Source organism: Mesorhizobium sp. B2-4-17 (assembly GCF_006441275.1).
In the GTDB taxonomy this organism is placed as follows: domain Bacteria; phylum Pseudomonadota; class Alphaproteobacteria; order Rhizobiales; family Rhizobiaceae; genus Mesorhizobium.
The window spans coordinates 24,360-48,388 of the sequence record NZ_VFUX01000036.1 but is presented as its reverse complement, the minus strand read 5'-3'; the positions used below and the strand labels follow the sequence as shown (position 1 = coordinate 48,388).

Here is a 24,029-nt window from a genome sequence, read left to right as displayed (position 1 = left end):
TTTGCGGAAAAGCTGCACGCAAACTGCTGGGATCGGCCCATTCGGCGCCCGGCGCGCCGGCCAGCATGAACGGACCAGCCACCGAGGAGGTCCGTCATGAAAATCGTCCTGATCAACCCACCGCACACCGCCATCGGCAGCCGCGTGCCGGACGACCATCTTCCGCCGCTCGGTCTGCTGGCGATCGGCGGTCCGCTGATCGATGCTGGCCATGACGTGTGCCTCGTCGATGCCGAATTCGGGCCGATGCCGCTCGATATGGCGGTGCGCGACGCGCTGGATGACCACCCGGACTTCGTCCTGATCGGCCATTCCGGATCGACCTCGGCGCACCCGACCGCCCTGCTGATCGCCGGGATGATCAAGCTGCGCGAACCCGCCACCATCATCATCTATGGCGGCGTCTTCCCGACCTATCATTGGCGCGACATCCTGGCGGCGACAGACGTCTTCGACTTTATCGTGCGCGGCGAGGGCGAGGCCACCGCTGTGGCGCTGGTCGAGGCTTTGGAAATGCACCAGTCGCCGGCGAGCGTGGCCGGCATTGCCTTTCGCGATGATCTGCGCCGGCCCGTCGCGACGCAACCGGCCATGACCATCACCGAGCTCGACGCCTACCGCGTGGGCTGGGAGCTGATCGAACACCCTAAGTACAGCTATTGGGGCGGCAAGCGCGCCGTGGTCATGCAGTTTTCGCGCGGCTGCCCGCATCTGTGCAATTATTGCGGCCAGCGCGGCTTCTGGACCCGCTGGCGGCATCGCGACCCCGTGAAGTTCGCCGGGGAGATCGCCTGGCTGCACCGCGAGCACGGCGTCGAACTGATCAATCTGGCCGACGAGAATCCGACGGTTTCGAAGAAGGCCTGGCGCGCGTTTCTGGATGCGCTGATCGCCGAAAACGTGCCGGTGCTGATCGTCGGCTCGATCCGCGCCGACGACATCGTGCGCGACGCCGACATCCTGCACCTCTACCGCAAGGCCGGCGTCATCCGCTGGCTGCTCGGCATGGAAAACACCGACGAGCAGACGCTGCAATTGATCCGCAAGGGCGGCAGCACCTCATCCGACCGCGAGGCGATAAGACTGCTGCGGAAACACGACATCCTGTCGATGGCAACCTGGGTGACCGGCTTCGAGGACGAGGGCTTCCGCGACCTCTGGCGCGGGTTCCGCCAGCTCCTCGCCTATGACCCCGACCAGATCCAGGCACTCTACGTGACGCCGCATCGCTGGACGCCGTTCTTCAGGATCGCCGGGGATCGCAAGGTGATCCAGCTGGATGCGCGGCTGTGGGATTACAAGCACCAGGTGCTGCAGATGACGCGGCTGAAGCCGTGGATGCTGTTCTTCAGCGTCAAACTGATCGAGGTCGCGGTGCAGTCGCGGCCCAAGGCGCTGGCTCGCATCCTCTTCCATAGGGATCCCGAGCAGCGGCACTCGATGCGCTGGTATACGAAGATGGGCCGGCGCGTGTGGTTCCGGGAGGTCTGGGGGTTTCTGGTGACGGACCGCCGGACGAAGGATGGTCCGACACTCGCCGCGTTCTGGGGCGCGCCGCAGGATGGCGAGGAAGAATCAATGGCAGTTCGGCGACCAGCGCGAAAAGTGGCGGCACCTGTCGTTGCGCAGTCGCGCAGCGCTTGAGCGGTGCCTCTTCCGCGTTCTGCCGCCGGAGACCGAACCGATACTGGCCGTCGACGGGCAACGCGCTAACTCTGCAATTGGGCCGCTGGCTACCGGCAGGAGAAAGCGATGAACCTTGTCACGCACAAGAAGATGAAGGGTGACCGGCTGATGCCTTGGGGAAAAGGCACCGTCGTGACGGGAGCCAAGGGGTATGTCTTTCTTGCCGGCAATACGGGCACTGCCGAAAATTACGATCCGGCCAGTGGCAAGAGCGGCGCCGTTGGTGACGCAACGGCGCAATGGCGCTCCATTCTGACGAACATCAAATCGGATCTGGAAGAGCTCGGCAGTTCGCTCGAACACCTCATCAAGATCACCCAATACGTCACGGGACCATTCCCCAACGGAGGTGCCCTCAGCTCGCCAAATTTTCGGTTGGACGTGATGGATGAATTTTTCGCCGAGCACTGTCCCAAGCATTGCAGCTACAACAATCCGCCGCCGTCGGAGGTGATCGGAGTCGCCGCACTCGCCCATCCCGACCTTGTCGTCGAAATCGTGGTGGTCGCGGCCCTGCCGGATTAGGCGCGTGTGAGCCAGCGCTGTCGCCGCACCACCTCAGGGCACGATCAGCGTGCCGGCACCGTGCTCGGTGAAGAGTTCGAGCAGCACGGAATGCGCGGTCTTGCCGTTGAGGATGACGACGCCCTCGACACCGCGCTCGATCGCTTCGATGCAGGTCTCGACCTTGGGGATCATGCCGCCGGAGACCGTGCCGTCCTTGATCAGCGCCCTGGCCTCGGCGACGGTGAGCTCGTCGATCAGCTTCTTGTTCTTGTCGAGCACGCCGGGCACGTCGGTCAGGAACAGCAGGCGAGAGGCCTTGCAGGCGCCGGCGATGGCGCCGGCGAAAGTGTCGGCATTGATGTTGTAGGTGTGACCGTCGCGGCCGGGCGCCACCGGCGCCAGCACCGGGATCATCTCGGAGCGCGCCAGAAGGTCGAGCAGCGTGCGGTCGACTTCGACCGGCTCGCCGACGAAACCGAGATCGAGCACCCGCTCGATGTTGGAGTCCGGGTCGATCATGGTCTTGCGCGCCTTTTCGGCGAACACCATGTTGCCGTCCTTGCCGCACAGGCCGATCGCCCACTCGCCCTCGGCGTTGATCAGGGCGACGATTTCCTTGTTGATCGAGCCGGCCAGCACCATTTCGACGATCTCGACCGTCTTCTGGTCGGTGACGCGCAGGCCGCCCTCGAATTTGGATTCGATGCCCATCTTGGTCAGCATGGCGCCGATCTGCGGCCCGCCGCCATGGACGACGATCGGATTGACGCCGGACTGCTTCAACAGAGCAATGTCGCGGGCGAAGGCCTTGCCGAGTTCGCTGTCGCCCATGGCGTGGCCGCCATATTTCACAACGACCGTCTTGTTCTCGTAGCGCTGCATGTAGGGCAGCGCCCGCGACAGGAGGGCAGCCTGCATTTCGGCGGTGGCGGCGACGTCCGTCATCGGCATGGTTCCCGGTTCTGGTTGTGCATGTCGTTGTCCCAAAACGCTGGGCCCTTTTGGCAGCATGCACTGGAAAGACGGCGGCGTCTTAGCGGGAATTGATGCCGGTCGCAAATGGCATTGCTGTCACAATGACGAAATCGATTTCACGATGGCTTCATCAGCGGCGCGCGACGCTTCAACCAGCCCGAAATCTTCTCCATCTGCGCTGCTAGAGACAAAAGCGTCTCTTCGTCGCCTGGGCGCCACATCGCCTGGATGCCGAGCGGCAGGCCGGCTTCCGTCACGTGGACCGGCAGAGCGATCGACGGCTGGCCGGAAACATTCTGGATTGCCGGCCAGTGGGTGAACCACAGGCTCTTGTCCATGAGCTGACCGAACAGGGAGTCGATTTTGAGCAGGGGCGTGAGATGCAGCTTGTCGAGAAGGTTTTCGATCAGCTCATCGGCGCCCTTCGGGTCCATGGCGCCGCAGACAAGCGGCGGGTGGGCTATGATGGGCATCAGCACGGCGTCGTATTGCGCGGTTTCCGCGATCAGTTGCCGCGAGGCGGCGTGCAGCCGCTGCAGGCCGGCATAGGTCTCGCCGGCCGAGACCATTTCGCCCAACCGGCCGAGCACCCGTGTGGTGCGCTCGATGTCGCCGCTGACGGAGCGGCCGACGCGCTGCGCTTCCGCCCGCAGCATGCCGGCTACGGCGGAAGCGACCGTCCTGCAGAAGTCGGCGAAGAAATCGCGGCCGATGAAGGGCAGGTCGATATCCTCGACCGTGTGGCCGCCTTCGCGGGCGAGCGCGACCGCCGTGTCGAGTGCCGCAACCGTCTCGGCCGAGATCGGCAGGCCAAGCGGCGACTTGCGATACACGGCCAGCCTGAGCTTGCCGGGATCGCGCGCCGCGGCGGCGGCGAATGTGCCCTTCGGCGGCAGTGCCGCATAGGGCGACAAGGAGTCTGGACCGTGGGTCAGGTCGAGCAGCAGCGCGCAATCGCGCACCGAGCGGGTCACGGCATGGTCGACCACCATGCCATACCAGCTTTCGCTCACCAGCGGCGTCAGCGGGATACGGCCGCGCGAGGTCTTGAGGCCGACAAGCCCGGTGCAGGCGGACGGCACGCGGATCGAGCCGCCGCCATCGGAGGCATGCGCCACCGGAACGACGCCGGCGGCGACCAGCGCCGCCGAACCGCCCGACGAGCCGCCGGTGGTGTGGCCGATGTTCCAGGGATTGCGCGTGATGCCGAAGGCTTTTGATTCGGTCATCAGCCGAAGCCCATGCTCCGGCGATGTCGAGGTGACGATCGGGATCAGCCCGGCGGCGAGATAGCGCTCGGTCATGGTCGAATTGAAGTCGGGCACCCAGGCCGGAATGCGACTGCCGCCATGCGACGGCACGCCTTTGACGGCGATGCCGAGGTCCTTGATGGCAAAGGGAACGCCGGCCAGCGGCAGCGAGCGGTCGATGGTCTTTGCCCGCGCCCGTGCCGCGTCATAGAGCGGCCCGGCCGTGGCATTGATATCGGGCCGGGTGGCCTCGGCGCGCGCGATCGCCGCATTGGTCAGTTCGATCGCGGACAGGTCGCCCTTACGCACCAGGCTGGCGAGGCTGGTTGCGTCTTCCTCCCAAAGGATCCGTTCGATCGACATCAGCGCTTCCCCACTCCCGCCAAGCTAGCCAGTGGCGATTTACTTGGCAATTGAAGCCAGCGCCGGGACGCCAGAACTTTAGGCGCACGGGATATTCGCGTAGATTCGCCAGCCTTTTGCTCGCCGGTACGATCGTTGTCTCCGCGCTTGCCACCGCTGCCTATACCCAAAACCCGATGGTTGGCGGCGCGGCCATGTGCCAGCAAGACCATCAGCCGATGTGACGATCGCCGATGTCGAACAGTCCAACGGCGTCATCCACGTCATCGACAAGGTTTTGCTGCCGAAGATGTAACAAAGGACTTGCTGCCGACGAAGTCGCAGCAAGAGCTCTCGTCGATTGCCTGGTCCCGCTCCCGGGATCGGCAACCGGCACGCGCTCCGCGCCGTTCCTGTCGAACGGCGCGGAGTTCGTTCGAGAGTGAACCGTCACCCGCTTTTGATTTCCACGTGGCGGCGCGGTCTGGCAAAAGGACAACAGGAGGAATTGGTGATGAACCGTCGCGACTTTCTTTTGAGCGGCGCCGCCGCCATCGGCATCATAGGAGCCGCGGCGACAATGCTGCGCATGGGCAGCCCGCAGCCCGCACGGGCCGCACAGGCCGCAGAAAAGTTCGAGGTCACCAAGACTGACGACGAGTGGAAGGCCATCCTGTCGCCGGCCGCCTTCGACGTGCTGCGCAAACAGGGCACGGAGTATCCCGGCACCAGCCCGCTGCTCAACGAGCACCGCAAGGGCATCTTCGCCTGCGCCGGCTGCGACCTGCCGGTCTATCCCTCCGAGACGAAATTCGATTCCGGCACCGGGTGGCCGAGCTTCTGGCAGGAGATCGCCAATGGCATCGGCAAGACCGAGGACCGGTCGCTGGGCATGACCCGCACCGAGGTGCACTGCCGCCGCTGTGGCGGCCATCTCGGCCATGTCTTCGACGATGGCCCGGCGCCGACCGGCCTGCGCCACTGCATCAATGGCGTGGCGCTGACCTTCAAGCCCGCCACGGCCTGACAATACCCCCTGAAGAAAGAAAAAACTCCGGGCTTGCGGCCCGGAGTTTTTGCGCGGTCAGGGTTTTCGGGCGTGGACTGGAGGAGCTTCCCGAAACCGCTGCCCACATACTGATTCAGTGCCCGCCGCCACCACCGCCACCGGGCGCGGCCGGCTTCTTGATCAGCATGGTGAACAGGCCAAGCGTCGCGAACAGCACCGTCAGCAGGTAGAACACATCCATGAAGGACAGCAGCGCCGCCTGCTGATGGACCATGCCAGACAGCTTTGAGATCGCGGCACTGGTGGCGTTGAGGCCAGTGCTCTGCTCGAAGTTGAGCGTCATGTTCTGCAGCTTGGTCTGCGCGGCCGCACTGCCCCACTGCACATGCTCGGCGAGCCTTGCATAGTGGAAGGCATTGCGGTCGATCAACACGGTGTTGATGAGGGCAAGACCGACCGCACCGCCCAGATTGCGGGTGAGGTTGAACAGGCCGGACGCGTTCTTCAACCGGTCGGGCGGCAAGGTGCCGAGCGCGATGTTGTTGATCGGCACCATGCACAGCATCATCGAGCAGCCGCGCAGGATCTGCGGGATGAGCAGCTCATAAAAATCCCAGTCGGCGGTCAGATGCGTCATCCACCATGTGCCGGTGGCGAAGCCGAAGAAGCCGATCATCATCATCAGCCGCAGGTCCATCTTGCTCGACAGGAAACCGGAGATCGGCGCGGTGACGAACATCGCCAGGCCGCTGACGAACAGCGCTTCGCCGATCATCATCGAATCGTAGCCGCGGATGCGGCCGAGAAACACCGGATAGAGATAGGTGAGCCCGTAGAGACCGATGCCGATAACGAAGGAAAACAGCGAGCCGAAGGCGAAGTTGATGTTGCTGAACGCCTTGAGGTCGACGATCGGCTCCTCGGCGGTGAAGACACGCCAGAAGAAGATCACCGCGCCGATGGTCATGACGATGGCGCAGATGAACACGGCCTGGTCCTGCAGCCAGTCATTGTTCGGACCTTCTTCCAGCACGTATTCCATGCAGCCGAGAAAGGCCGCCATGCCGGCCAGGCCCCACCAGTCGAACTTGCTGAACAGTTTGAGGTTGGGCTTGTCGAAATCGATCAGCGACCAGGCCGCGGTCGCCACCAGGATGCCGGGCACGACATTGACCAGGAACAGCCAGTGCCATGAAAAGGCGTGACTGATATAGCCGCCGACGGTCGGGCCGATGGTCGGCGCCAGCGTGGCCACCAGGCCGATCATCGGCGAGACGATGGCGCGGCGCGAGGGCGGGAAGATGGTGAAGGCCGCGGCAAAGACGCTCGGGATCATGCCGCCGCCGATGAAACCCTGGACGGCGCGGTAGACGATCATCTGGTCGATGTTGGTGGCTGTCGCGGCAAGAGCGCTGGCCGCGGTGAAGCCCGCCGCCGCGATGGTGAACAGCACGCGCGTCGACAGCATGCGGCTGAGAAAGCCGGACAGCGGGATCATCACCACCTCGGCGATCAGGTAGGCGGTCTGCACCCACGGGATCTCGTCGGAGCTGGCGCTGAGGCCCGCCTGGATCTCGGCCAGCGAGGCCGAGACGATCTGGATGTCCAGGATCGCCATGAACATGCCGAACACCATCGCCAGGAAGGCGATGACGCGCCGGGTCGAGATCGTGTCGGGAACGGCCGGCCTTGCCGGCAGCGATCCTGCGGTGATGGTTGCGGTTGCCATTTCCTGAGCCTCCTTGAGGCAGGCCGGGCGGCGCGGTGCTTGATCAGCCGCCGAGCCGCCCTCCGAAAGCGCTTAGTTGCTGGTCGTGCTCGGCGCCGTGCGGCTGTCGACGGCGACGACAACGCTGAGCCCGGCGCGCAACTTGCCGGTCTTCAGGGCATCGGCCGGGACGTCGATGCGGACCGGGATGCGCTGCACCACCTTGGTGAAGTTGCCGGTGGCGTTCTCGGGCGGCAGCAGCGAGAACACCGCGCCTGACGCCGGAGCCAGCGACGAGACGGTTCCCTGGATAGGCTTGCCGTCGATGGCGTCGACCGAGATATTGACCTTTTCGCCGGGAACCAGCCGGGCAAGCTGCGTCTCCTTGAAATTGGCGACGATGTAGAGCTTGTCCATCGGCACGACGACGGCGAGCTTCTGGCCAGGGCTGACCAGATCGCCCTGCTCGACCGAACGGTTGCCGACAATACCGTCATAGGGCGCCTTGAGCACGGTGAAGGACAGGTCGCGCGCGGCCTTGTCGTGGCTGAGCTGCAAGGATGCGAGCGTGCTCGCCGACTCGGCGCGCTGCGCCTCGAGCACGCCGATATTGGCCTGGGCGGCTGCGATCTGCGCGTCGGCGCCGACGAGAGCGGCATTGGCCTGGTCGAGCGCGGTCTGGGCGTCATCGAGCTGTGCCTGGGTGCCGACATGAGTCTTGACCAGTTGCGCGGCACGCTGCTGGGCACGGGCGGCATTGTCGGCGGCCGCCTGATCGGCGACCTTCTGTGCCTGTGCCTGCTGCAGGGATGCCTGCGCGGCCTTGGTCTGCGCGTCGATGCGGTCGAGCGTCTTCGACAATGTGGCGATCTGCGCCTCGGCCTGCCCGACTGCGATCTTATAGTCGCCATCGTCGATCGTCAGCAGCGGGTCGCCGGCCTTGACCACCTGGTTCTCGCTCACCTTGACCTGATCGACATAGCCGGAAATCTTGGGCGAAACGAACGCCATGTCAGCCTGGACATAGGCGTCGTCGGTCGTGATCATGAAACGGCCCGTGGTCCAGTAGTCGTAGCCGTACCAGGCGCCGCCGCCGAGTAGCGCAAGGCCAATGATCGGCAGCAGGAAGGAGCGCGCCGAGCGCTTCTTCTTGGCCGGAGCGTCAGCCGCCGGCGGCGGTGCGACGACCGGCTGGACGGGAATCTCCGGTGCTTCCGTCGCCGGCGCGACCTTGGCATTGGGGAAAGGGCGGACTTCGGCAGTGGTTGGCGCGTTCGAGGACATGACATCTCTCTAAAATGAATAATACTGAACCGTTCGGTTCGATCCGGCCGTTGACATAGCGCGAAAAGAGGACCATATCAAGGGGCAATCGAACCGGTTGGTTCGAATTATTTTCGAGGTGCGACTTTCATGGCCGAGACAACACCTGACGCCGAAAACCCTGACGCCGAGAACGACAAATGCGGCGACCTGTTGGAGAGCCTGCGCCGTGGCCGCCCGGCGGCTGGACAGGATCCGGTCAAGCGCAGCCAGATCATCGATGGCGCCCGCCGTGTCTTCATCGACAAAGGCTTCGAGGCCGCTTCGATGAACGACATCACACGTGAAGCCGGCGTGTCGAAAGGCACCATCTATGTCTATTTCGCCAACAAGGAAGAGCTGTTCGAGGCGCTGATCGAGGAAGAGCGCGGCACCATCTTCAAGAACATGTACGACATGCTCGACCGTGCCGACGACCTGCGCCAGACGCTGGTGAAGTTCGGCAAGGTGCTGTCCATGAAGATCACCTCGGCCAAGGTCATCCAGGCGCAGCGCACGGTGATCGGCGCTTCCGACAGGATCCCCGACATGGGCGCGCGTTTTTACGAGCGCGGCCCCAAACGCGGCCATGACAAGGTCGTGACGTTCCTCAACGCAGCTGTCGAACGTGGCCTGCTCAAGATCGACGATGTCGATCTTGCCGCCTATCAGTTCACCGAGCTTTGCCTGGCCGGCCTTTTCCGGCAGTGCATCTTCGCTTACCGGACCAAGGCTCCGAACCAGGAAGAGATCGACCGCATCGTCAGGTCGGGTGTCAGCATGTTCCTGAAGGCCTACGGCACCGAAAAGCTTGCCGAGGAAGAAAAAAACTCACAGTCGCCCTGACATGACGCTCCGAACGGCCCTCCAGTGGCCGATTTTTCGTGGAAGCCGGCTTGACCTCAAGGCGCTGAGCGTCAACGTCTGGGGGACCGGGCCGAACGGTCATTCCGCGGGAATGATTCTCGTTCGCGAGCGTGAAGGCAGATCGGGATGGGCGATCCGAAGCTCCAGGGTCAGATGCGACGCATCGTGGCGGACTTCAACGCCGGGCGCCACGAGCAGGCACGGCTGCTCTGCGAGGAGGCTCTTCGCCAGACCGCGGACGACCCAGTTCTCAACCACCTTCTGGCTGCCGTTCTTTTCGCCAAGGGAGAGATATCGGGAGCCCGCACCCATATTCATGCAAGTCTGGCGATCAGGGCCGACAACGCAGCCGCTCAATTGCTCGCCGGTCGCCTGGCGCGGGCGGCACGGGATTTTGACCAGGCGCTGTTCCATCTCTCACGCGCGGCGGAATTGGCGCCCAACGCTGCCGTGCTTATCGAGCAGGCGCGAACGCTCGATGAGGCGGGCGACCGGACCCAGGCGCTCGAGGCGTGGCGGCAGGTGATACTTGCCGATCCCTCGTCGGCGGAAGCGGCAGCGCGTCTGGGCCGCATGCTGTTCGAGGACGGAATGCCTGCCGATGCGGCACCTTTGCTGGAGCGGGCCGTGAAGGGAAATGCGCCCGCATCGACATGGTTCGACCTCGCCCTTGTCAGGCAAGATCTGCATGACAATGTGGGGGCAGCGGCCGCCTATCGCAAAGCGCTGGAGATACGTCCCGACGACGCCGAGGCGGCGGTCAATCTGGGGATAGCGCTGCAGGAAACGGCCGATATGGACGCCGCGATCGAGGCCTATCGGACGGCCTACAAGCAGCGCGCCACAACCTTCGGCATCATCGCGATGGCCCTGACGTCAGCGCCGCATGGCAAGCTTTGGATCGATCGCGAAGCGTTGAAGGGTTTGCTTGGCGGCTAGGGCAATTCCAGGAGAATGCGTCGCGGTTTTCCGTCCGGAATTGGGTAAAGACAAAGAATTAGAGCAGGTCGCCTGCAGAGCGGCCGCACTCGGATCGGGACTCTAGCGGGCGCGTTTTACGCGAAACTGCTTCCGGTAGACGCCGGGTTCGGCAAGAACATCGGCAACGGTTTTTTCGTAAGAAGCCTTGCGCACGGCATCGAAGCTTTCGAAGACGAGTTCGGGCGGCGCGCGCGGCACGGGAAAGCATTGCGCAACCGGCGTGCCCTTCGCCAGCACGCCGGAGAAACCCTGGTCGGTCCAAATTGCCGGGAAATTGATGCCGGCGTCCTGGAAATGATCCGCATCGACAACACCCGTCACCAGGCGGAAAGGAAGATCATCGCGGTTGACCGGATGGGTGGCGAACAGGGACCAGCCGTCCTCCAGCTCGATTGTCCAGAAACTGTTGAATTTTATGGCCGCCAGCCCATTCGAAAACGGTGCGCCGGCGAGCTGTTCGGCGACGTGGAAGCTGAGCGGCGAACGCGGATGGCCCTTCGTTGACGGCTCGGCGATGTCCCACCGCCATTCAAAGGCGCCGTTCTCGACTGTCACATCGCACGGCAGCAGGATCATGAAGCCGTGTGTCATGGCATCGACGAAGGGCGGACACTGCTTTACCGTCCGAATCTCTCGCCCATGGATGTCCGAAAAGGCTTTCGGAGGCATCTTGCGGAGCCAGTCAGGCAGCACGCCGCGCGCTGGAACCGGCCGGGGCAGCGTCTCGGCAAGCGCGGGATCACAACGAAAAACGATACGCATCCGGTTCGCCTCACATGGCGCTGCGATGTTGACGGATCGCCAAGGCGCGGTCAACGGATGCGCGTACGACGTCTAGAGCATGATGCCGAAAAGTGTGAAGCGGTTTTCGGACGACATCATGCTCTAACTTTTTGATTTAGAGACGGATTCAGATTTCAGGTCGACTCGACCTGAAATCATCCGGCTCTAGCCGCCATTGGCCGCGAGCACGATCGCGGCCTGCAATTCCTCAAGGCCTTCGCCCTTTTCCGATGATGTCGCGAGCACGAACGGAAACGCCGCCGGACGCTTCTTGATCTTGGCCAGCGTCTCCTCGATCAGCCGCGGCACGCCGGCAGCCTTGATCTTGTCGGTCTTGGTCAGCACGATCTGGTAGGACACCGCCGCCTTGTCGAGCAGTGACAGCACCTCGTCGTCCTTGGCCTTGATGCCGTGGCGGGCATCGATCAGCACATAGACCCGCTTCAGCGTGACGCGGCCCTTGAGGTAGTCGAAGACCAGCTTCGTCCATTCGTCGACCTTCTCCTTGGGCGCGGTGGCATAGCCGTAGCCAGGCATATCGACCAGCGCCATCGGCGGCAGGTCGGCGCCCTCGCCCGAAAATCCATCCGGCACGAAGTAGTTGAGCTCCTGCGTTCGCCCCGGCGTGTTGGAGGTGCGCGCCAGCCCCTTCTGGTTGACCAGGGCGTTGATGAGCGAGGACTTGCCGACGTTGGAGCGACCGGCAAAGGCGATCTCGGGCGGGCCTTCCGGTGGCAGGAACTTCATTGCCGGCACGCCGCGAATGAAAATCCACCCGCGCGTGAACAGGTCGGTGCCGATCGTGGTGCTGTTTTGAGTGTTCAAGCTGCTGTCTCCAGAAGAGAGATGTCGGCGCCCCGGATGGCATCGAGATTGCGACTGATCTTGTCCACCGGCCAGTCCCACCATGCCAGCGCCAGCAACCGCCTGATCGTCCTGTCGTCGAAACGCATCTTCACCACCTTGGCCGCATTGCCGGCGACGATGGCATAGGGCGGCACATCGTGCGTCACCACCGATTTCGCGGCGATGATGGCGCCGTGGCCGATTTCCACGCCGGGCAGGATCACCGCCTCCATGCCGATCCAGATATCGCTGCCGACCACCGTGTCGCCGCGTACCTCCTTCGACCATGTCGCCGGGTCAAAACCCTGTTCCCAGCCATGGCCGAAAATGTTGAACGGATAGGTCGAAAAGCCAGACATGGCATGGTTGGCGCCGTTCATGATGAAGCGCGCGCCTTCGGCTATGGCACAAAACCTGCCGATGATGAGCTTGTCGCCGATGATGGGATAGTGGTGCAGTACGCATTTTTCGGCGAATTTGTCCGGCCCGTCCGGGTCGTCATAATAGGTGTAGTCGCCGATCTCGATGTTCGGCGTCGTCACCAGCGGCTTCAGGAAACCGACGCGCGCGTGTATCGCGATCGGGTGCTTGATGTCGGGGTTGGGTCCGTTCATGTCGGTTCGTCCGGGAATTGGCGGACAGGCGCATCCGGAAACGGAGATGCCGGTCAAAATAACGTGATCCGCCCTATAGCACCAAACGGCCGGGGAGCGAGTCTTCGTTGGCGGACAAGCTCATTTGTTGCCGCGGCAGATGACGATCGGATTGGACAGCGCGCTGTCGAAACCGCTGCCCTGATAGATGGTGACGTTGGCGGCGCCGGGCGGCAGCATGAAGGTGCCCTCGACCACTTTCTGGTCGCCTGATGTCGTGTGGAGAGCCCAGCTAAACGTGCAGAATTGCTGGGGCGCCTCGGGTTCGACGTGGCTGCAGTTCAGCTGCGCGCCACCCAGCATGGCGGCACCGCCGCAGCTGACCGCCTCCCTTGCCACCGCCGCGCCCGGGCACCCGACGAGAGCCGTCACGGCTGCGATCCTGATCCAATTCATCGTCGAAATCCTTGCCGGAAAATTCTCGCCGCCTTGGCGCCCGTGGCGCGCCTTGGCCCATGCAATTTTTCTTCCGAGCGGTCTAATCCGTCTTGCGCGCGCCGTCCAGCAGGATTATGTGCATGATGATAATAAGCATGCTCACTAAAAGTTGTCGGCAGACTCTGATCTCCTCCCATGTCCTTCTCGTCCAATATCAGCTTCGTGCTGCACGATGTCGCGCGTCTGCTTCGAAAGCAGTTCGAGCAGCGTTCGCGCGCATCGGGGCTGACGCGGGCTCAATGGCAGGTACTGGCCTATCTTTCGCTGCATGAAGGCGTTCACCAGAACAAGCTCGCCGACTTCATCGAGATCATGCCGATCACACTCGCCCGGTTGCTGGACAAGATTGAAGCCCGGGGCTTCATCGAGCGCCGGCCCAATCCAGCCGACCGCAGGGCCTGGCTGCTTTATCTGACGCCGCAGGCCCATCCGCTGCTCGAGCTCATGCGCGGCAACGGCCAGAAAACACGAGACGAGGCCTTCGCCGGCCTTTCGTCGGATGAACGGCAGCATCTGCTGCAAACCCTAAGCTTGATCAAATCCAATCTGCTCGCGGCTTGCGCCCAGCCAGCCGTCGACCGGGAGAAAGTACATGGCTGAATCAACATCACCCAAGAAGCCTGCTGACAAAGAAGGTGTCGGCGAAAGAGCCAGCGACCAGGTCATCCGGCTGGACAGCGAGCGCGAACAGAGGCGCGGCAACGTCGTCATCGACAATGACGAGCTGGAAGCGCCGGTCGCCCTGGAGCCGGCGGCGCTCGAGGCTCCGTCCAGGGAGCCGCAGCCACGGCAGGCCCCGGTCGCGGCTGTCGCTCCCGGGCCGGTCAAGCCGAGGCGCGGCCTGACGCGGCCGGTGCTCTTTGCCTTGCTGCCCGTCGCGCTGGTGGTCGGCGGCTATTACTATGTCACCGGCGGCCAGGTGATGACGACCGACAATGCCTATATCCAGGCCCAGTCGCTCGGCGTGTCAACCGACGTCTCCGGCACCGTGCAGGAAATCGACGTGCGCGAGGACCAGGCGGTGAAGAAGGGTGACGTGCTCTTCCGCCTCAGGCCTGCCTCCTTCGAAACCGCCCTCGCCGCCGCCCAAGCCCAGCTCGGGACCGTGCGCAACCAGGTGCTGACCTTGCAGGCGAGCTACCAGCAGTCGCTGGCGCAGATCGAGCAGGCGCAGGCTGACATTCCTTATTACGAGGCCGCCTTCCAGCGGCAGCAGGATCTGCTCAAGACCTCCACCGCCTCCAAGGCGTCCTTCGACAGCGCCCAGCACGACCTCGTCGCGGCGCGCCAGAAAGTGTCCGTTGCCAAGTCACAGGCTCAGGCCATGCTTGCCCAGCTCGGCGGCGACGCCAACCAGCCCGTGGAGAAGAACCCGTTTTACCTGCAGGCTCAGTCGGGCGTCGACGATGCACAGCGCAACCTCGCCGATGCCGTGGTCAAGGCTCCCTTTGACGGCATCGTCACCAATGTCGATGCGCTTCAGGTCGGCAAGTATCTGCCGGCTTCGCAGCCGGCCTTCAGCCTGGTTTCGTCGACCGATCTGTGGATCGCGGCCGAGCCCAAGGAAACCGAGCTGACCTATGTCAGGCCGGGACAGACGGCAACGATCAGCGTCGATACCTATCCGGGTGCCGTGTGGCACGGCACGGTTGCCTCGATCAGCCCCGCCTCGTCGTCGAGCTTCTCGCTGCTGCCGGCCCAGAACACCACCGGCAACTGGGTCAAGGTCGTGCAGCGCATCCCGATGCGCGTGGCCGTGGACGATATCGGGGGCAAACCGCCGCTGCGGGGCGGCATGAGCGTCGTGGTCGATGTCGACACCGGCCATGCGCGCGGCCTGCCGGACTTCGTCACCAACCTCCTGAAGAGCTTCGGACAAAAGTCATGACCAGCGCGGCCGCTACGGGAGGCACACCGGTGGTCGCCAATCGCGGCGCCATCACAGCTTGCGTGATCCTGGCCGTCATCATGCAGGCGCTGGACACGACCATCGCCAATGTGGCGCTGCCCTACATCCAGGGCAGCGTTTCGGCGAGCGCCGACCAGATCAACTGGGTACTGACTTCCTATATCGTCGCGGCCGCGGTCATGACGCCGCCCTCAGGCTACCTTGCCAACCGTTTCGGCCGCAAGCGTATCCTCTTGACCTCGATCACCGGCTTCGTGGTCGCCTCGGTGCTGTGCGGTTTCGCGCAGTCGCTGCCGCAGATCGTCGGCTTCCGCCTGCTGCAAGGCCTGTTCGGCGCGGCCCTGGTGCCGCTGTCGCAGAGCATCCTGCTCGATATCTACAGCGTGGAAGAGCGCGGCTCGGCGATGGCGCTGTTCGGCGTTTCGGTGATGGTCGGGCCGGTGCTGGGCCCGGTCATCGGCGGCTGGCTGACCGAAAATGTCAGCTGGCGCTGGGTGTTCTACATCAACGTGCCGATCGGCGCGCTGGCATTCGCGGGCGTGTCGATGTTCGTCCAGGAAACGAAGCTGGACTTCAAGGCCAGGCTGGACTGGCTGGGCTTCGGCATGCTTAGCATCACCATCGCGGCCTTGCAGATGTTTCTCGATCGCGGCGAGCAGCTCAACTGGTTCTCGTCATCCGAGATCATCGTCGAGGCGCTGATCTGCGCGTCCGCCTTCTATATCTTCCTCGTCCACACCTTCACCGGCCGCAACACCTTCGTGAACCCGAGGCTCTTCCTCGACCGGAATTTCGCCGTCGGCATGGTCTTCATCTTCATCATCGGCATCACCTATCTCGCCTCGCTGGCGTTGATGACGCCTTATCTTCAGACGCTGATGGGATATCCGGTGGTAACGGCCGGCATCGTCATGGGCCCACGCGGCCTCGGCACCATGGCGTGCATGTTCCTCGTCGGCCGGCTGGTCGGCAAGGTCGACACGCGCTGGCTGCTGTTGACCGGCCTGCTGGTCACCGCTTGGGCGATGTACGACATGACCGGCTGGACACCCGACGTGTCGCAATGGACGATCGTCAGCACCGGCTTCATCCAGGGCGCCGGACTGGGCTTCCTGTTCGTGCCGCTGACCACCATCACCTTCGCCACGCTGGCGCCGGAGCGGCGCGCGGAAGGCACCGGGCTCTACAATCTGTCGCGAAATATCGGCTCCAGCGTCGGCATATCGGTCGTCACCGCTCTGCTGACGCAGAACGTGCAGATCAACCATGCCAACATCGCCACCTATGTGACGCCCTTCAACCAGGCGTTCGGCAATCCGGCGATCGCCCAGGCGATGAGCCCCTACACCGCCGCCGGCCGCGCGGCGCTGGACGGCGTGGTGACGCTGCAGGCGACGATCATCAGCTACATGAACGACTTCAAGCTGATGATGATCCTGTCGCTGGCCGCTATTCCGCTGGTGCTCCTGCTGCGCAAGCCCGGGACGCCGGCCAAGATCGACCACAGCGCCGTCATGGAGTGAGGCCAGGACCCGGCTGATTGCGTCGGGGTATCGCGCGGCGACGAATTGACAGCCTTTGGAAGCGCACAAGCAGTCACGCCGCGCGCGTGCTTTTCAGTTTCGCCGATCACGGGAACAGATGCCCGCCCCCCAAAAAAGCCCGGACGGAACCAGGCTTTTTCGACAGGACCCGCCAATGCACTGGAATGAAGTTCCGGACCTCAGATGCCGAAGGGGAATGTATCCGGTACCTTGCCGGTGCTGTCGGCCGACATGGCGAGCGGCGTGACCGCGGACGTTCGATCGAACCAGACGAAGGCATCGAATTGGAGGGAGACGGACGAGTCCATGTAATGGCTGAGCCGTTCGGTCTCCGGCCGGTAGATGACGCCGATATAGCGTTCCGGCCTCGGCGCCGCCAGATCGGCGCCGAGCTGGCCATGGCGCCCAAAATCCAGCAGGAACGAAGGTTTGCCGCTGTCGTGGCACATCCGCTCGAAGCTGTGCGGTAGCGAAGGATTCACATCCTTCACCTCCATCTCACCGTCCCAATCCGAGGCGCAGGCGACAGTACCGGTATCTGTTCCGAAGCCGATCAGCGCCGCCCGGGCACCGAAGCGTTCCCGGCAGAGCTGGCCGATGTTGAGCTCGTCGCGGACAGTGCCCATATCGGTATGCCGCGCATCGCCGATATGCGAGTTATGCGCCCACACCACGGCCTTCGAATCCGGTCCTTGCGCTTCGAGAAGCTGATCGAGCGTTTCGAACATGTGCCGATCGCGGAGATTCCAGGTCTCGGCGCCACCATAATACATCACGCGGTAGTACCGCTCGGCCGATGCGACCAGACGTGCACTCTGCTTGGCGTCGAGGAGATCGCCGTCGCCCTCCGCCATGGATCGTTCGAACAGATCCATGCACTGCCGCACGACGGCCTCTTCGCAGGTTCTGTAGCCCGGCCGCAGCGCCGCGCGTCCGTAGGTGGTGGGCTCGTTCTGCCAAGGCATCAGACAGCCATAGCGCTCGCGCGCGACCGCGGCCGCTTCGGGATCGACCTTTTCCAGGTAGGCAAGCACCGTGGCGATCGAGCCGCTCATATTGTAGAGATCCAGTCCGTAGAAGCCTGCTTTCCGCGCATGATCGGGCACATCCCGGTTGTATTCACGCAGCCAGCCGATGAATGCGGCCACCTCGGTGTTGCGCCACATCCAGGTCGGGAAGCGCTGGAAAGGCGGCTGCGCATCCGACTGCCGTTCCTCTGCGCGAACATATCGATTGATCTGCGCGGCATCCGGCCAGTCCGCCTCGACGGCCACGATGGTGAACCCGTGTCGCTGGAGGAGGCGCCGGGTGACCGCCGCGCGCGCACGATAAAATTCCGAAGTGCCGTGGCTGGCTTCCCCGAGCAAGACGACGCGCCGGCTGCCGAACCGGTCGAACATCGCGCCGAAGGCCGGATCGTCGATCGGCGGCAGATCTTCGGCCGCCCGCGCGATTTGCTGCGGCAATGGAGGAGGGCGTACCTCGCGCGCCGACCGCGTGCTTTCTTCCTGCCCGCCATGCTCGCCGATCAGCGGCACGAACATGACACCGCCGAGGTCCTCCTCCTCGAACTTGTTTGCCGCAATCCGCGTCAGCCGAACGAGCCGCTGGGAGTAAGGGTCTTCACCGACCGGAATGATCAGCCTGCCGCCGATCTCCAACTGCTCCTGCAAGCCGAGGGGAATGGATTTGCCGGCGGCCGCGACGACGATAGCGTCGAAGGGTGCCTTTTCCTGCCAGCCTTTCGTGCCGTCGCCGACCCTGACCTCGACGTTTCGGTAACCCGCGGCATTGAGCCGCCGCTCCGCCTGTTGCGCGAGCGATCGGTGCCGCTCGATGGTGAAAACGTGTTCAGCAAGTTCGGCCAGTACGGCTGCCGCGTAGCCCGAGCCGGTGCCGATTTCCAGCACGCGATCGGTAGCCTCGATCTCGGCCATCTCAGCCATTTTCGCCACGATGAAGGGTTGCGAGATCGTCTGTCCGCTGCCGATCGGCAACGGGCTGTCCTCATAGGCGAATTCCTCAAAACCTTCGTCGACGAATTGCTCCCGCGCGACCCGGCGCACCGCATTCAGAACCCGCTTGTCACGCACACCCCGGCGCGCGATGTGCGCCTCCACCATCCGATGCCTGGCGTGCTCGAAATCCAGCATGACAGCCTCCAATCAGGCGGTTGATCGGGTCGACGTGACGTTATTGACGAGCGAACTCATTTCCGCGGTATCCGCTCTCCCGGCTTCCGGCCCCGGACCATCGCTGCCGGTCTTCCTCTGCAGGCTCGACGCCGGTCGTGCCGGCTCTTATTCATTGGTTCGCCCGGTCTGACGGGGATTGACACCGCCTTGCGGTGTGGTGTCGTTTTCGACATCTCCCTAAAAAGTGTTTTCGCCGTCCAGTTCCTCGTCCTCGTCGAGAAGATTGCCACCTTTGATCGTGCCCCTGGAGGCGCCAATGCCGGGATTCTGCTTCAAATCCTTGTCGGTGACCTTGCGTGTCTTTGGGTGAATGTTGCTGCTCATCGGAATGCCTCGCTGCAAGTGGCATGTGATGAGGTCGATCCGCTGCACTGCCTTGAATTTTAACGGGCGCGTCGACCTGATCCTCCCACGCGGGAGCTTTTAGGGAGCCTTGTGCGCGAACTCTTGAACGCAGGATAAGTTCCATACGGACAATCCGGCAGTAGCGAGGTTCGATTTGCGGTAATGAGGGGGAGGCGAGGAAGATGCCGGCTCGGTCCCTTGTCCCCATCGCTTGCCGGGCCACGGCGTCGCGCGCTGCATCACTGAAACTAAAGGCTGAGCCCTGTAGAACACAGGACCCAGCCATCAAATCTGCTCTGGTCCAAACCGCCCAACTTTATGGTTCGGTTTGCCGGGGCGGGCTCTTTGCCAAAGAAGCCCTCTATTCCGCCGGCGACGGTTTCTTGCGGAACAGGGCCATCAGATTGTCCCACAGTTCGATCTTGGCGCCCTGGCGTTTCATGATCACGCCCTGCTGCAGGATCGACAGCGTGTTGTTCCAGGCCCAGTAGATGACGAGGCCGGCCGGGAAACTGCCCATCATGAAGGTGAAGATCACCGGCATCCAGGTGAAGATCGCGGCCTGCGTCGGGTCCGGCGGCGTCGGGTTCATGCGCATCTGCAGGAACATGGTGATGCCCATGACAACCGCCCAGGCGCCCATATGCGGCAGGAATGCAGGTGCCGCGAAGGGCAGCAGACCGAACAGGTTGAAGATCGACGTCGGATCGGGCGCCGCAAGATCGTGGATCCAGCCGAAGAATGGCGCGTGCCGCATCTCGATGGTGATGTAGAGCACCTTGTAGAGTGAGAAGAAGACCGGGATCTGCAGCGCCACCGGCCAGCAGCCGGCAAGCGGATTGATCTTCTCGGTCTTGTAGAGCTCCATCATCGCCTGCTGCTGCTTCATCTTGTCGTCCGCGTATTTCTCGCGGATTTCGAGCATCTTCGGCTGCACCTTCTTCATGTTCGCCATCGACGCATAGGACTTGTTGGCGAGCGGGAAGAAGATGGCTTTGACGATGACGGTGGTGGCGAGGATCGCCAGGCCGAAATTGCCGAAGAATTTGTAGAGCGTATCGATCAGCCAGAACATCGGCTTGGTGATGAAGTAGAACCAGCCCCAGTCGATCACAAGGTTGAACTGGCGAATGTGGCGGTCCGCCTCATAGGCATTGATCTTGGCGACTTCCTTGGCGCCGGCGAAGATTTCCGTCTCGACGGTCGCCGACTGGCCGGCCTCGACGTTGATCGGGTCGGTCAGGAAGTCGGACTGATAGCGATGGCGGCCATCCTCGAAATAGGCGTAGCGCGGCTGGAAAGGCTGCTTCTCGGTCGGTACCAAGGTGACGGCCCAGTATTTGTCGGTAATGCCGAGCCAGCCGTCGGTCGACTTGCCCGGCGTGATCTGCTTGTCCGACTCGATCTTGGAGTATTTGTATTCCGCCAGACCCTCGGTGCCGGTAACGCCGATCAGGCCTTCATGCAGCACGTAGGTGCTGGCGACCGCCGGCTTGTCATAGCGCGTGACACGGCCGTAGTTGAACAGCGAAACCGCGCTGCTGGCTGAGTTCTGCACCGTGTCCGAGACCGTGAACATGTAGTCATTGTCGACGGATACCGTACGCTTGAAGGTCAGGCCCTTGTCATTGGTGTAGGTGAGCGTCACCGGCGTCGAGGGGGTCAGTGTCGGGTTGCCGTCCACGCTCCACACAGTTTCCGCACCCGGTACCGTGCCCGTCTTGTCGTTGCCCACGAAACCGATCTCGGCGAAATAGCCGGTGGGCAGGACCTGCGGGTTGAGAAGCTCGATCTCGGGCGAATTCTTGTCGACGGTTTCGGTGTAGTGCTTGAGCCTGAGGTCGTCGAGGCGTGCGCCGGTCAGGTTGATCGAACCCATCAGGCTCGGCGTGTCGATCTTGACGCGCTTGGAAGCCGCCAAGGCCTGATCGCGGCTGGCAGCCGTGACGGCATCACCGCCGGGCGCGTTGGGAATGCTGCCCGGCGCCGGCGCCGGCGTTCCAGCCCCCGGATTGACGGCCTCGGCCGCCTTCTTCTGCTCTTGCACGCGCTGCTGCTCGACCTTGGCGGCCTCGCGCTGCTGTTCGACGCGCGGATTCATGTAGAAAACCTGCCACAAAGTCAGGATCAGCACCGACAGCGCGATGGTGATGAAGAAGTTCCGGTTGTTTTCCATCGAGAGCCTTTGGCCTATCGTGTTCCGCGAAGTCGGCGGGAGAGTTCGGCCTTCAACTGGCCGAAGGGGGCGCGCAGCGCATCGTCGCGCCCGACGATGACATAATCATTGCCGGGCATCATGTCATCGGCCGCGTGGACGCGGACGGCTTCTTTCAGCCGCCGCCTGATGCGGTTGCGCACAACGGCTTTGCCGACCTTCTTGGTGACGGTGTAGCCGACACGCGGCATCCCGCCGTCGTCGCGGTCGAGGACCTCGACGAGGAAGAACCGCCCGCGGCGCTTTTCACCACGGCGGACGGCCAGGAATTCCGCGCGCTTCAGAAGCCGCTTGGGATTTTGCCCCACTGGCTTGCCGGTTGCGGGCAACGATCTCGTCTCGCTTAGGCGCTGAGCCGCTTGCGGCCGCGGTTGCGGCGAGCCGCGACGACGCCACGGCCACCCTTGGTGGCCATGCGGGCACGGAAGCCGTGCCGACGTTTGCGGACGAGTTTGGACGGTTGGTAGGTACGCTTCATTTGTTTTAATACCGCGGGGTGCGGCCCTTCTTGATTCTGTCACTTTGTAACAGGAGCTTTGCCGGGCCGGTTTTGGCGCGATCGAAACCGCGCCGGGACGAATGGCCCGAGCGTGAGCGGGCTTATAGAAAGAAGGGTTTTTAAAGTCAATCCGGCGTCGTCTCGCCAAGGCGGCAGGCCATCTGGCGCAAATTTAATGTTCCGACCAAGGATAAAATTGGCAAAAAAGCCGTAATCGCCTAATCTTGGCTGATCAAGTGATTGTGAAGACAGAGTCGCATGAGCGAAACCAGCCAAGCGGGTGAAGGGACCGGAACGGCGCCAGCCGCCGTCCGCACGGTGCCGCTGTCGCGCGGACTGTCGACAAAGCTGCTGCTGCTGACGATCGTTTTCGTGCTGCTGGCCGAAGTGCTCATCTTCCTGCCCTGGATCGCCAGCTACCGGTTGAGCTGGCTCAAGGAGCGGCTGAGCACCGCCGCCGCCGTGTCGATCGTGCTGGTGCAGGGCGAATCGACCTCCTTGTCGCGCGCGGCCCAGAACGACGTGCTGATGGCGATCGGCGCCAAGGCGATCGCGGTGCGCGACGGCGGCGTGTCGCGGCTTCTGGTGGTGGCCGACATGCCGCCGCAGGTCGATTCCCATATCGACCTCGCCAACGTCGGCATGATCAAGGGCATGACCGGCGCGCTCGACACGCTGTTCTTCGGCGGCGACCGCATGCTGCGCGTTTTCGGGCCGGTCGGCGAGAGCGACAAGGAATTCGAGCTGATCATGCCGGACTACAGTCTGCGCAAGGCCATGCTGATCTATTCGCGCAACGTCGCCTTCGTCTCGCTGCTGATCTCGCTGTTCACGGCCATGCTGGTCTATGCCGCGATCGACCTGATCATGATCGGGCCGATCCGCACGATGACGCGCTCGATGCTGACCTTTTCCGAGGCCCCCGACGACCCTGCGCGCATCATCCATCCCGCCGACCGCGCCGACGAAATCGGCGTCGCCGAACGCGAGCTGTCGCAGATGCAGATACGGCTGCAAAAGATGCTTTCCGAACAGAAGCACCTGGCCGACCTTGGCCTTGCCGTGTCGAAGATCAACCACGACATGCGCAACATCCTGTCCTCGGCGCAACTGATTTCGGACCGCCTGCGCCAGGTCAAGGATCCGACCGTGCAGGCCTTCGCGCCGAAGCTTCTGCGCACGCTCGACCGGGCCGTCTCCTATTCGGAAGGCGTGCTGGCCTATGGCCGCACGCAGGAGCCGCCACCTTCGCGCCGCCGGGTGAGGCTGCGCCAGCTGGTCGAGGACGTGCATGGCCTGCTCGACATCGAACAGGGCATCGAGTTCATCAACGCCGTCGAGACGGCGTTCGAAGTGGATGCCGATTCCGACCAGTTGTTCCGGGTGCTGACCAATCTGTGCCGCAACGCGGTGCAGGCGATGGCGGCCGACACCGAGAGCGCCGTCGTGCGCCGGCTGGCCGTGTCGGCCGAGCGGATAGGCAGCGTCAGCCGCATCGCCGTCACCGACACCGGCCCCGGCCTGCCGCCGAAAGCGCGCGAGAACCTGTTCGCGGCATTCCGCGGCTCGGCGCGCAGCGGCGGAACCGGCCTTGGCCTGGCGATCGCGCACGAATTGATCCGGGCGCATGGCGGCACGGTGGAACTGGTCGAGAGCATTGGCGGGCGCACCACTTTCGCCGTGACCATCCCCGACCAGCCGGTGCGGCTCGACCAGGCCCGAGGCAGCCTGCGCCGCCCGGCGTGACGCTTGCGCGCTGTCTTTCCGAGGCGCGTCGGACGTGACACTTTCGCTGAAGCTTCTTTGCCCCAGCTTCAAACCAGACCGGCTCCCGGCAGCTTCGAAGCCCGGGAATCGGGGCCGTCATCACCGGATGACAGGACCGCGACAAAACTTTTGCCGGATCGGCTTGCTTTTCGCGATTTCAGTCGTTAGGGAACTGCACACATTCGCGGCCGGTCTTTCGGATCGGATC

At 63.4% G+C, this 24,029-nt stretch carries 21 protein-coding genes and 2 pseudogenes; 10 read left to right on the top strand and 13 right to left on the bottom strand.

The window, feature by feature from the left end; genetic code table 11:
• Positions 1–96: 96 nt before the first annotated feature.
• Entirely contained in the window at positions 97–1,644 is a 1,548-nt protein-coding gene (gene bchE, locus FJ548_RS24760; protein ID WP_140779207.1) for a magnesium-protoporphyrin IX monomethyl ester anaerobic oxidative cyclase, read from the top strand.
• Positions 1,645–1,752: 108 nt separating this feature from the next.
• Positions 1,753–2,211 carry a RidA family protein gene (locus FJ548_RS24755; protein ID WP_140693970.1) on the top strand — a complete coding sequence of 153 codons (459 nt, stop codon included), beginning with the start codon at positions 1,753–1,755 and terminating at the stop codon, positions 2,209–2,211.
• A 33-nt stretch (positions 2,212–2,244) separates the two neighbouring features.
• Here FJ548_RS24755 and argB read toward each other — a convergent pair whose 3' ends face one another.
• On the bottom strand, positions 2,245–3,138 hold the full coding sequence (gene argB / locus FJ548_RS24750; protein ID WP_140609858.1) for an acetylglutamate kinase: 894 nt from the start codon (positions 3,136–3,138) through the stop codon (positions 2,245–2,247).
• A gap of 146 nt (positions 3,139–3,284) precedes the next feature.
• Positions 3,285–4,781 carry an amidase gene (locus tag FJ548_RS24745; RefSeq protein WP_140779206.1) on the bottom strand — a complete coding sequence of 499 codons (1,497 nt, stop codon included), beginning with the start codon at positions 4,779–4,781 and terminating at the stop codon, positions 3,285–3,287.
• A gap of 214 nt (positions 4,782–4,995) precedes the next feature.
• On the opposite strand from FJ548_RS24745, the pseudogene FJ548_RS24740 reads away from it, so the two are divergent.
• Positions 4,996–5,076 (top strand): annotated as a pseudogene (locus FJ548_RS24740) (fasciclin domain-containing protein); the annotation flags it as partial.
• A gap of 198 nt (positions 5,077–5,274) precedes the next feature.
• A complete protein-coding gene (msrB, locus tag FJ548_RS24735) occupies positions 5,275–5,787 on the top strand; it encodes a peptide-methionine (R)-S-oxide reductase MsrB (RefSeq protein WP_140779205.1) in 513 nt (170 codons plus the stop codon).
• A gap of 115 nt (positions 5,788–5,902) precedes the next feature.
• Here msrB and FJ548_RS24730 read toward each other — a convergent pair whose 3' ends face one another.
• Complete coding sequence (locus FJ548_RS24730) at positions 5,903–7,498, bottom strand: DHA2 family efflux MFS transporter permease subunit (RefSeq protein ID WP_140779204.1); 1,596 nt, start codon at positions 7,496–7,498, stop codon at positions 5,903–5,905.
• Positions 7,499–7,570: 72 nt separating this feature from the next.
• Positions 7,571–8,761, bottom strand: a complete 1,191-nt coding sequence (locus FJ548_RS24725) for an HlyD family secretion protein (protein ID WP_140765343.1) — start codon at positions 8,759–8,761, stop codon at positions 7,571–7,573.
• 129 nt (positions 8,762–8,890) lie between these two features.
• On the opposite strand from FJ548_RS24725, the gene FJ548_RS24720 reads away from it, so the two are divergent.
• Positions 8,891–9,625, top strand: coding sequence for a TetR/AcrR family transcriptional regulator (locus FJ548_RS24720; protein ID WP_140779203.1), 735 nt, complete (start codon positions 8,891–8,893; stop codon positions 9,623–9,625).
• 147 nt (positions 9,626–9,772) lie between these two features.
• Positions 9,773–10,585, top strand: coding sequence for a tetratricopeptide repeat protein (locus FJ548_RS24715; RefSeq protein WP_246678757.1), 813 nt, complete (start codon positions 9,773–9,775; stop codon positions 10,583–10,585).
• A 102-nt stretch (positions 10,586–10,687) separates the two neighbouring features.
• Here FJ548_RS24715 and FJ548_RS24710 read toward each other — a convergent pair whose 3' ends face one another.
• From FJ548_RS24710 to FJ548_RS24695, 4 genes are all read right to left on the bottom strand, one after another.
• Positions 10,688–11,389, bottom strand: coding sequence for a hypothetical protein (locus FJ548_RS24710; RefSeq protein WP_140779202.1), 702 nt, complete (start codon positions 11,387–11,389; stop codon positions 10,688–10,690).
• 186 nt (positions 11,390–11,575) lie between these two features.
• On the bottom strand, positions 11,576–12,235 hold the full coding sequence (yihA, locus tag FJ548_RS24705; protein ID WP_140693955.1) for a ribosome biogenesis GTP-binding protein YihA/YsxC: 660 nt from the start codon (positions 12,233–12,235) through the stop codon (positions 11,576–11,578).
• Complete coding sequence (locus FJ548_RS24700; RefSeq protein ID WP_140779201.1) at positions 12,232–12,870, bottom strand: CatB-related O-acetyltransferase; 639 nt, start codon at positions 12,868–12,870, stop codon at positions 12,232–12,234. The genes yihA and FJ548_RS24700 overlap by 4 nt, the downstream gene beginning before the upstream one ends.
• 120 nt (positions 12,871–12,990) lie before the next feature.
• Entirely contained in the window at positions 12,991–13,305 is a 315-nt protein-coding gene (locus tag FJ548_RS24695) for a hypothetical protein (RefSeq protein ID WP_140609849.1), read from the bottom strand.
• Positions 13,306–13,482: 177 nt separating this feature from the next.
• Here FJ548_RS24695 and FJ548_RS24690 point away from each other — a divergent pair, with 177 nt between their 5' ends.
• Genes FJ548_RS24690 through FJ548_RS24680 form a run of 3 tightly spaced genes read left to right on the top strand, consistent with a single transcriptional unit; the run spans position 13,483 to position 16,779 of the window.
• Positions 13,483–13,947, top strand: coding sequence for a MarR family transcriptional regulator (locus FJ548_RS24690; protein ID WP_140779200.1), 465 nt, complete (start codon positions 13,483–13,485; stop codon positions 13,945–13,947).
• Complete coding sequence (locus FJ548_RS24685; protein ID WP_140779199.1) at positions 13,940–15,235, top strand: HlyD family secretion protein; 1,296 nt, start codon at positions 13,940–13,942, stop codon at positions 15,233–15,235. Before FJ548_RS24690 ends, FJ548_RS24685 begins: the two co-directional genes overlap by 8 nt.
• Complete coding sequence (locus FJ548_RS24680; RefSeq protein WP_140693942.1) at positions 15,232–16,779, top strand: DHA2 family efflux MFS transporter permease subunit; 1,548 nt, start codon at positions 15,232–15,234, stop codon at positions 16,777–16,779. Before FJ548_RS24685 ends, FJ548_RS24680 begins: the two co-directional genes overlap by 4 nt.
• Positions 16,780–16,979: 200 nt before the next feature.
• On the opposite strand, the gene FJ548_RS24675 is transcribed toward FJ548_RS24680, so the two are convergent.
• The 5 genes and pseudogenes from FJ548_RS24675 to rpmH all read right to left on the bottom strand — a co-directional run bounded on the left by FJ548_RS24675 (position 16,980) and on the right by rpmH (position 22,033).
• Positions 16,980–18,953 (bottom strand): protein-L-isoaspartate(D-aspartate) O-methyltransferase, encoded by a 1,974-nt coding sequence (locus FJ548_RS24675; RefSeq protein ID WP_140609845.1) that lies wholly within the window; start codon positions 18,951–18,953, stop codon positions 16,980–16,982.
• Between the two features lie 147 nt (positions 18,954–19,100).
• Positions 19,101–19,319: pseudogene (locus FJ548_RS24670) on the bottom strand (hypothetical protein).
• 382 nt (positions 19,320–19,701) lie between these two features.
• Complete coding sequence (yidC, locus tag FJ548_RS24665) at positions 19,702–21,516, bottom strand: membrane protein insertase YidC (protein WP_140609843.1); 1,815 nt, start codon at positions 21,514–21,516, stop codon at positions 19,702–19,704.
• A 14-nt stretch (positions 21,517–21,530) separates the two neighbouring features.
• The gene (gene rnpA / locus FJ548_RS24660) at positions 21,531–21,884 is read right to left on the bottom strand and encodes a ribonuclease P protein component (RefSeq protein ID WP_140609842.1); all 354 of its coding nucleotides are present in this window, start codon (positions 21,882–21,884) and stop codon (positions 21,531–21,533) included.
• 14 nt (positions 21,885–21,898) lie between these two features.
• The gene (gene rpmH, locus FJ548_RS24655; protein ID WP_008833937.1) at positions 21,899–22,033 is read right to left on the bottom strand and encodes a 50S ribosomal protein L34; all 135 of its coding nucleotides are present in this window, start codon (positions 22,031–22,033) and stop codon (positions 21,899–21,901) included.
• A 279-nt stretch (positions 22,034–22,312) separates the two neighbouring features.
• Here rpmH and FJ548_RS24645 point away from each other — a divergent pair, with 279 nt between their 5' ends.
• Positions 22,313–23,800, top strand: coding sequence for a HAMP domain-containing sensor histidine kinase (locus FJ548_RS24645; protein WP_140609841.1), 1,488 nt, complete (start codon positions 22,313–22,315; stop codon positions 23,798–23,800).
• Positions 23,801–24,029: the final 229 nt, after the last annotated feature.

Bases quoted from the DNA above. Each gene is read 5' to 3' on its own strand.
- FJ548_RS24725 (WP_140765343.1), bottom strand. From the start codon at position 8,761: ATGTCCTCGAACGCGCCAACCACTGCCGAAGTCCGCCCTTTCCCCAAT.
- argB (WP_140609858.1), bottom strand. From the start codon at position 3,138: ATGACGGACGTCGCCGCCACCGCCGAAATGCAGGCTGCCCTCCTGTCG.
- FJ548_RS24745 (WP_140779206.1), bottom strand. From the start codon at position 4,781: ATGTCGATCGAACGGATCCTTTGGGAGGAAGACGCAACCAGCCTCGCC.
- FJ548_RS24685 (WP_140779199.1), top strand. From the start codon at position 13,940: ATGGCTGAATCAACATCACCCAAGAAGCCTGCTGACAAAGAAGGTGTC.
- FJ548_RS24680 (WP_140693942.1), top strand. From the start codon at position 15,232: ATGACCAGCGCGGCCGCTACGGGAGGCACACCGGTGGTCGCCAATCGC.
- FJ548_RS24675 (WP_140609845.1), bottom strand. From the start codon at position 18,953: ATGCTGGATTTCGAGCACGCCAGGCATCGGATGGTGGAGGCGCACATC.
- FJ548_RS24710 (WP_140779202.1), bottom strand. From the start codon at position 11,389: ATGCGTATCGTTTTTCGTTGTGATCCCGCGCTTGCCGAGACGCTGCCC.
- yidC (WP_140609843.1), bottom strand. From the start codon at position 21,516: ATGGAAAACAACCGGAACTTCTTCATCACCATCGCGCTGTCGGTGCTG.
- msrB (WP_140779205.1), top strand. From the start codon at position 5,275: ATGAACCGTCGCGACTTTCTTTTGAGCGGCGCCGCCGCCATCGGCATC.
- FJ548_RS24730 (WP_140779204.1), bottom strand. From the start codon at position 7,498: ATGGCAACCGCAACCATCACCGCAGGATCGCTGCCGGCAAGGCCGGCC.
- FJ548_RS24720 (WP_140779203.1), top strand. From the start codon at position 8,891: ATGGCCGAGACAACACCTGACGCCGAAAACCCTGACGCCGAGAACGAC.
- FJ548_RS24755 (WP_140693970.1), top strand. From the start codon at position 1,753: ATGAACCTTGTCACGCACAAGAAGATGAAGGGTGACCGGCTGATGCCT.
- FJ548_RS24645 (WP_140609841.1), top strand. From the start codon at position 22,313: ATGAGCGAAACCAGCCAAGCGGGTGAAGGGACCGGAACGGCGCCAGCC.
- bchE (WP_140779207.1), top strand. From the start codon at position 97: ATGAAAATCGTCCTGATCAACCCACCGCACACCGCCATCGGCAGCCGC.
- FJ548_RS24690 (WP_140779200.1), top strand. From the start codon at position 13,483: ATGTCCTTCTCGTCCAATATCAGCTTCGTGCTGCACGATGTCGCGCGT.
- FJ548_RS24695 (WP_140609849.1), bottom strand. From the start codon at position 13,305: ATGAATTGGATCAGGATCGCAGCCGTGACGGCTCTCGTCGGGTGCCCG.
- rpmH (WP_008833937.1), bottom strand. From the start codon at position 22,033: ATGAAGCGTACCTACCAACCGTCCAAACTCGTCCGCAAACGTCGGCAC.
- FJ548_RS24715 (WP_246678757.1), top strand. From the start codon at position 9,773: ATGGGCGATCCGAAGCTCCAGGGTCAGATGCGACGCATCGTGGCGGAC.
- FJ548_RS24700 (WP_140779201.1), bottom strand. From the start codon at position 12,870: ATGAACGGACCCAACCCCGACATCAAGCACCCGATCGCGATACACGCG.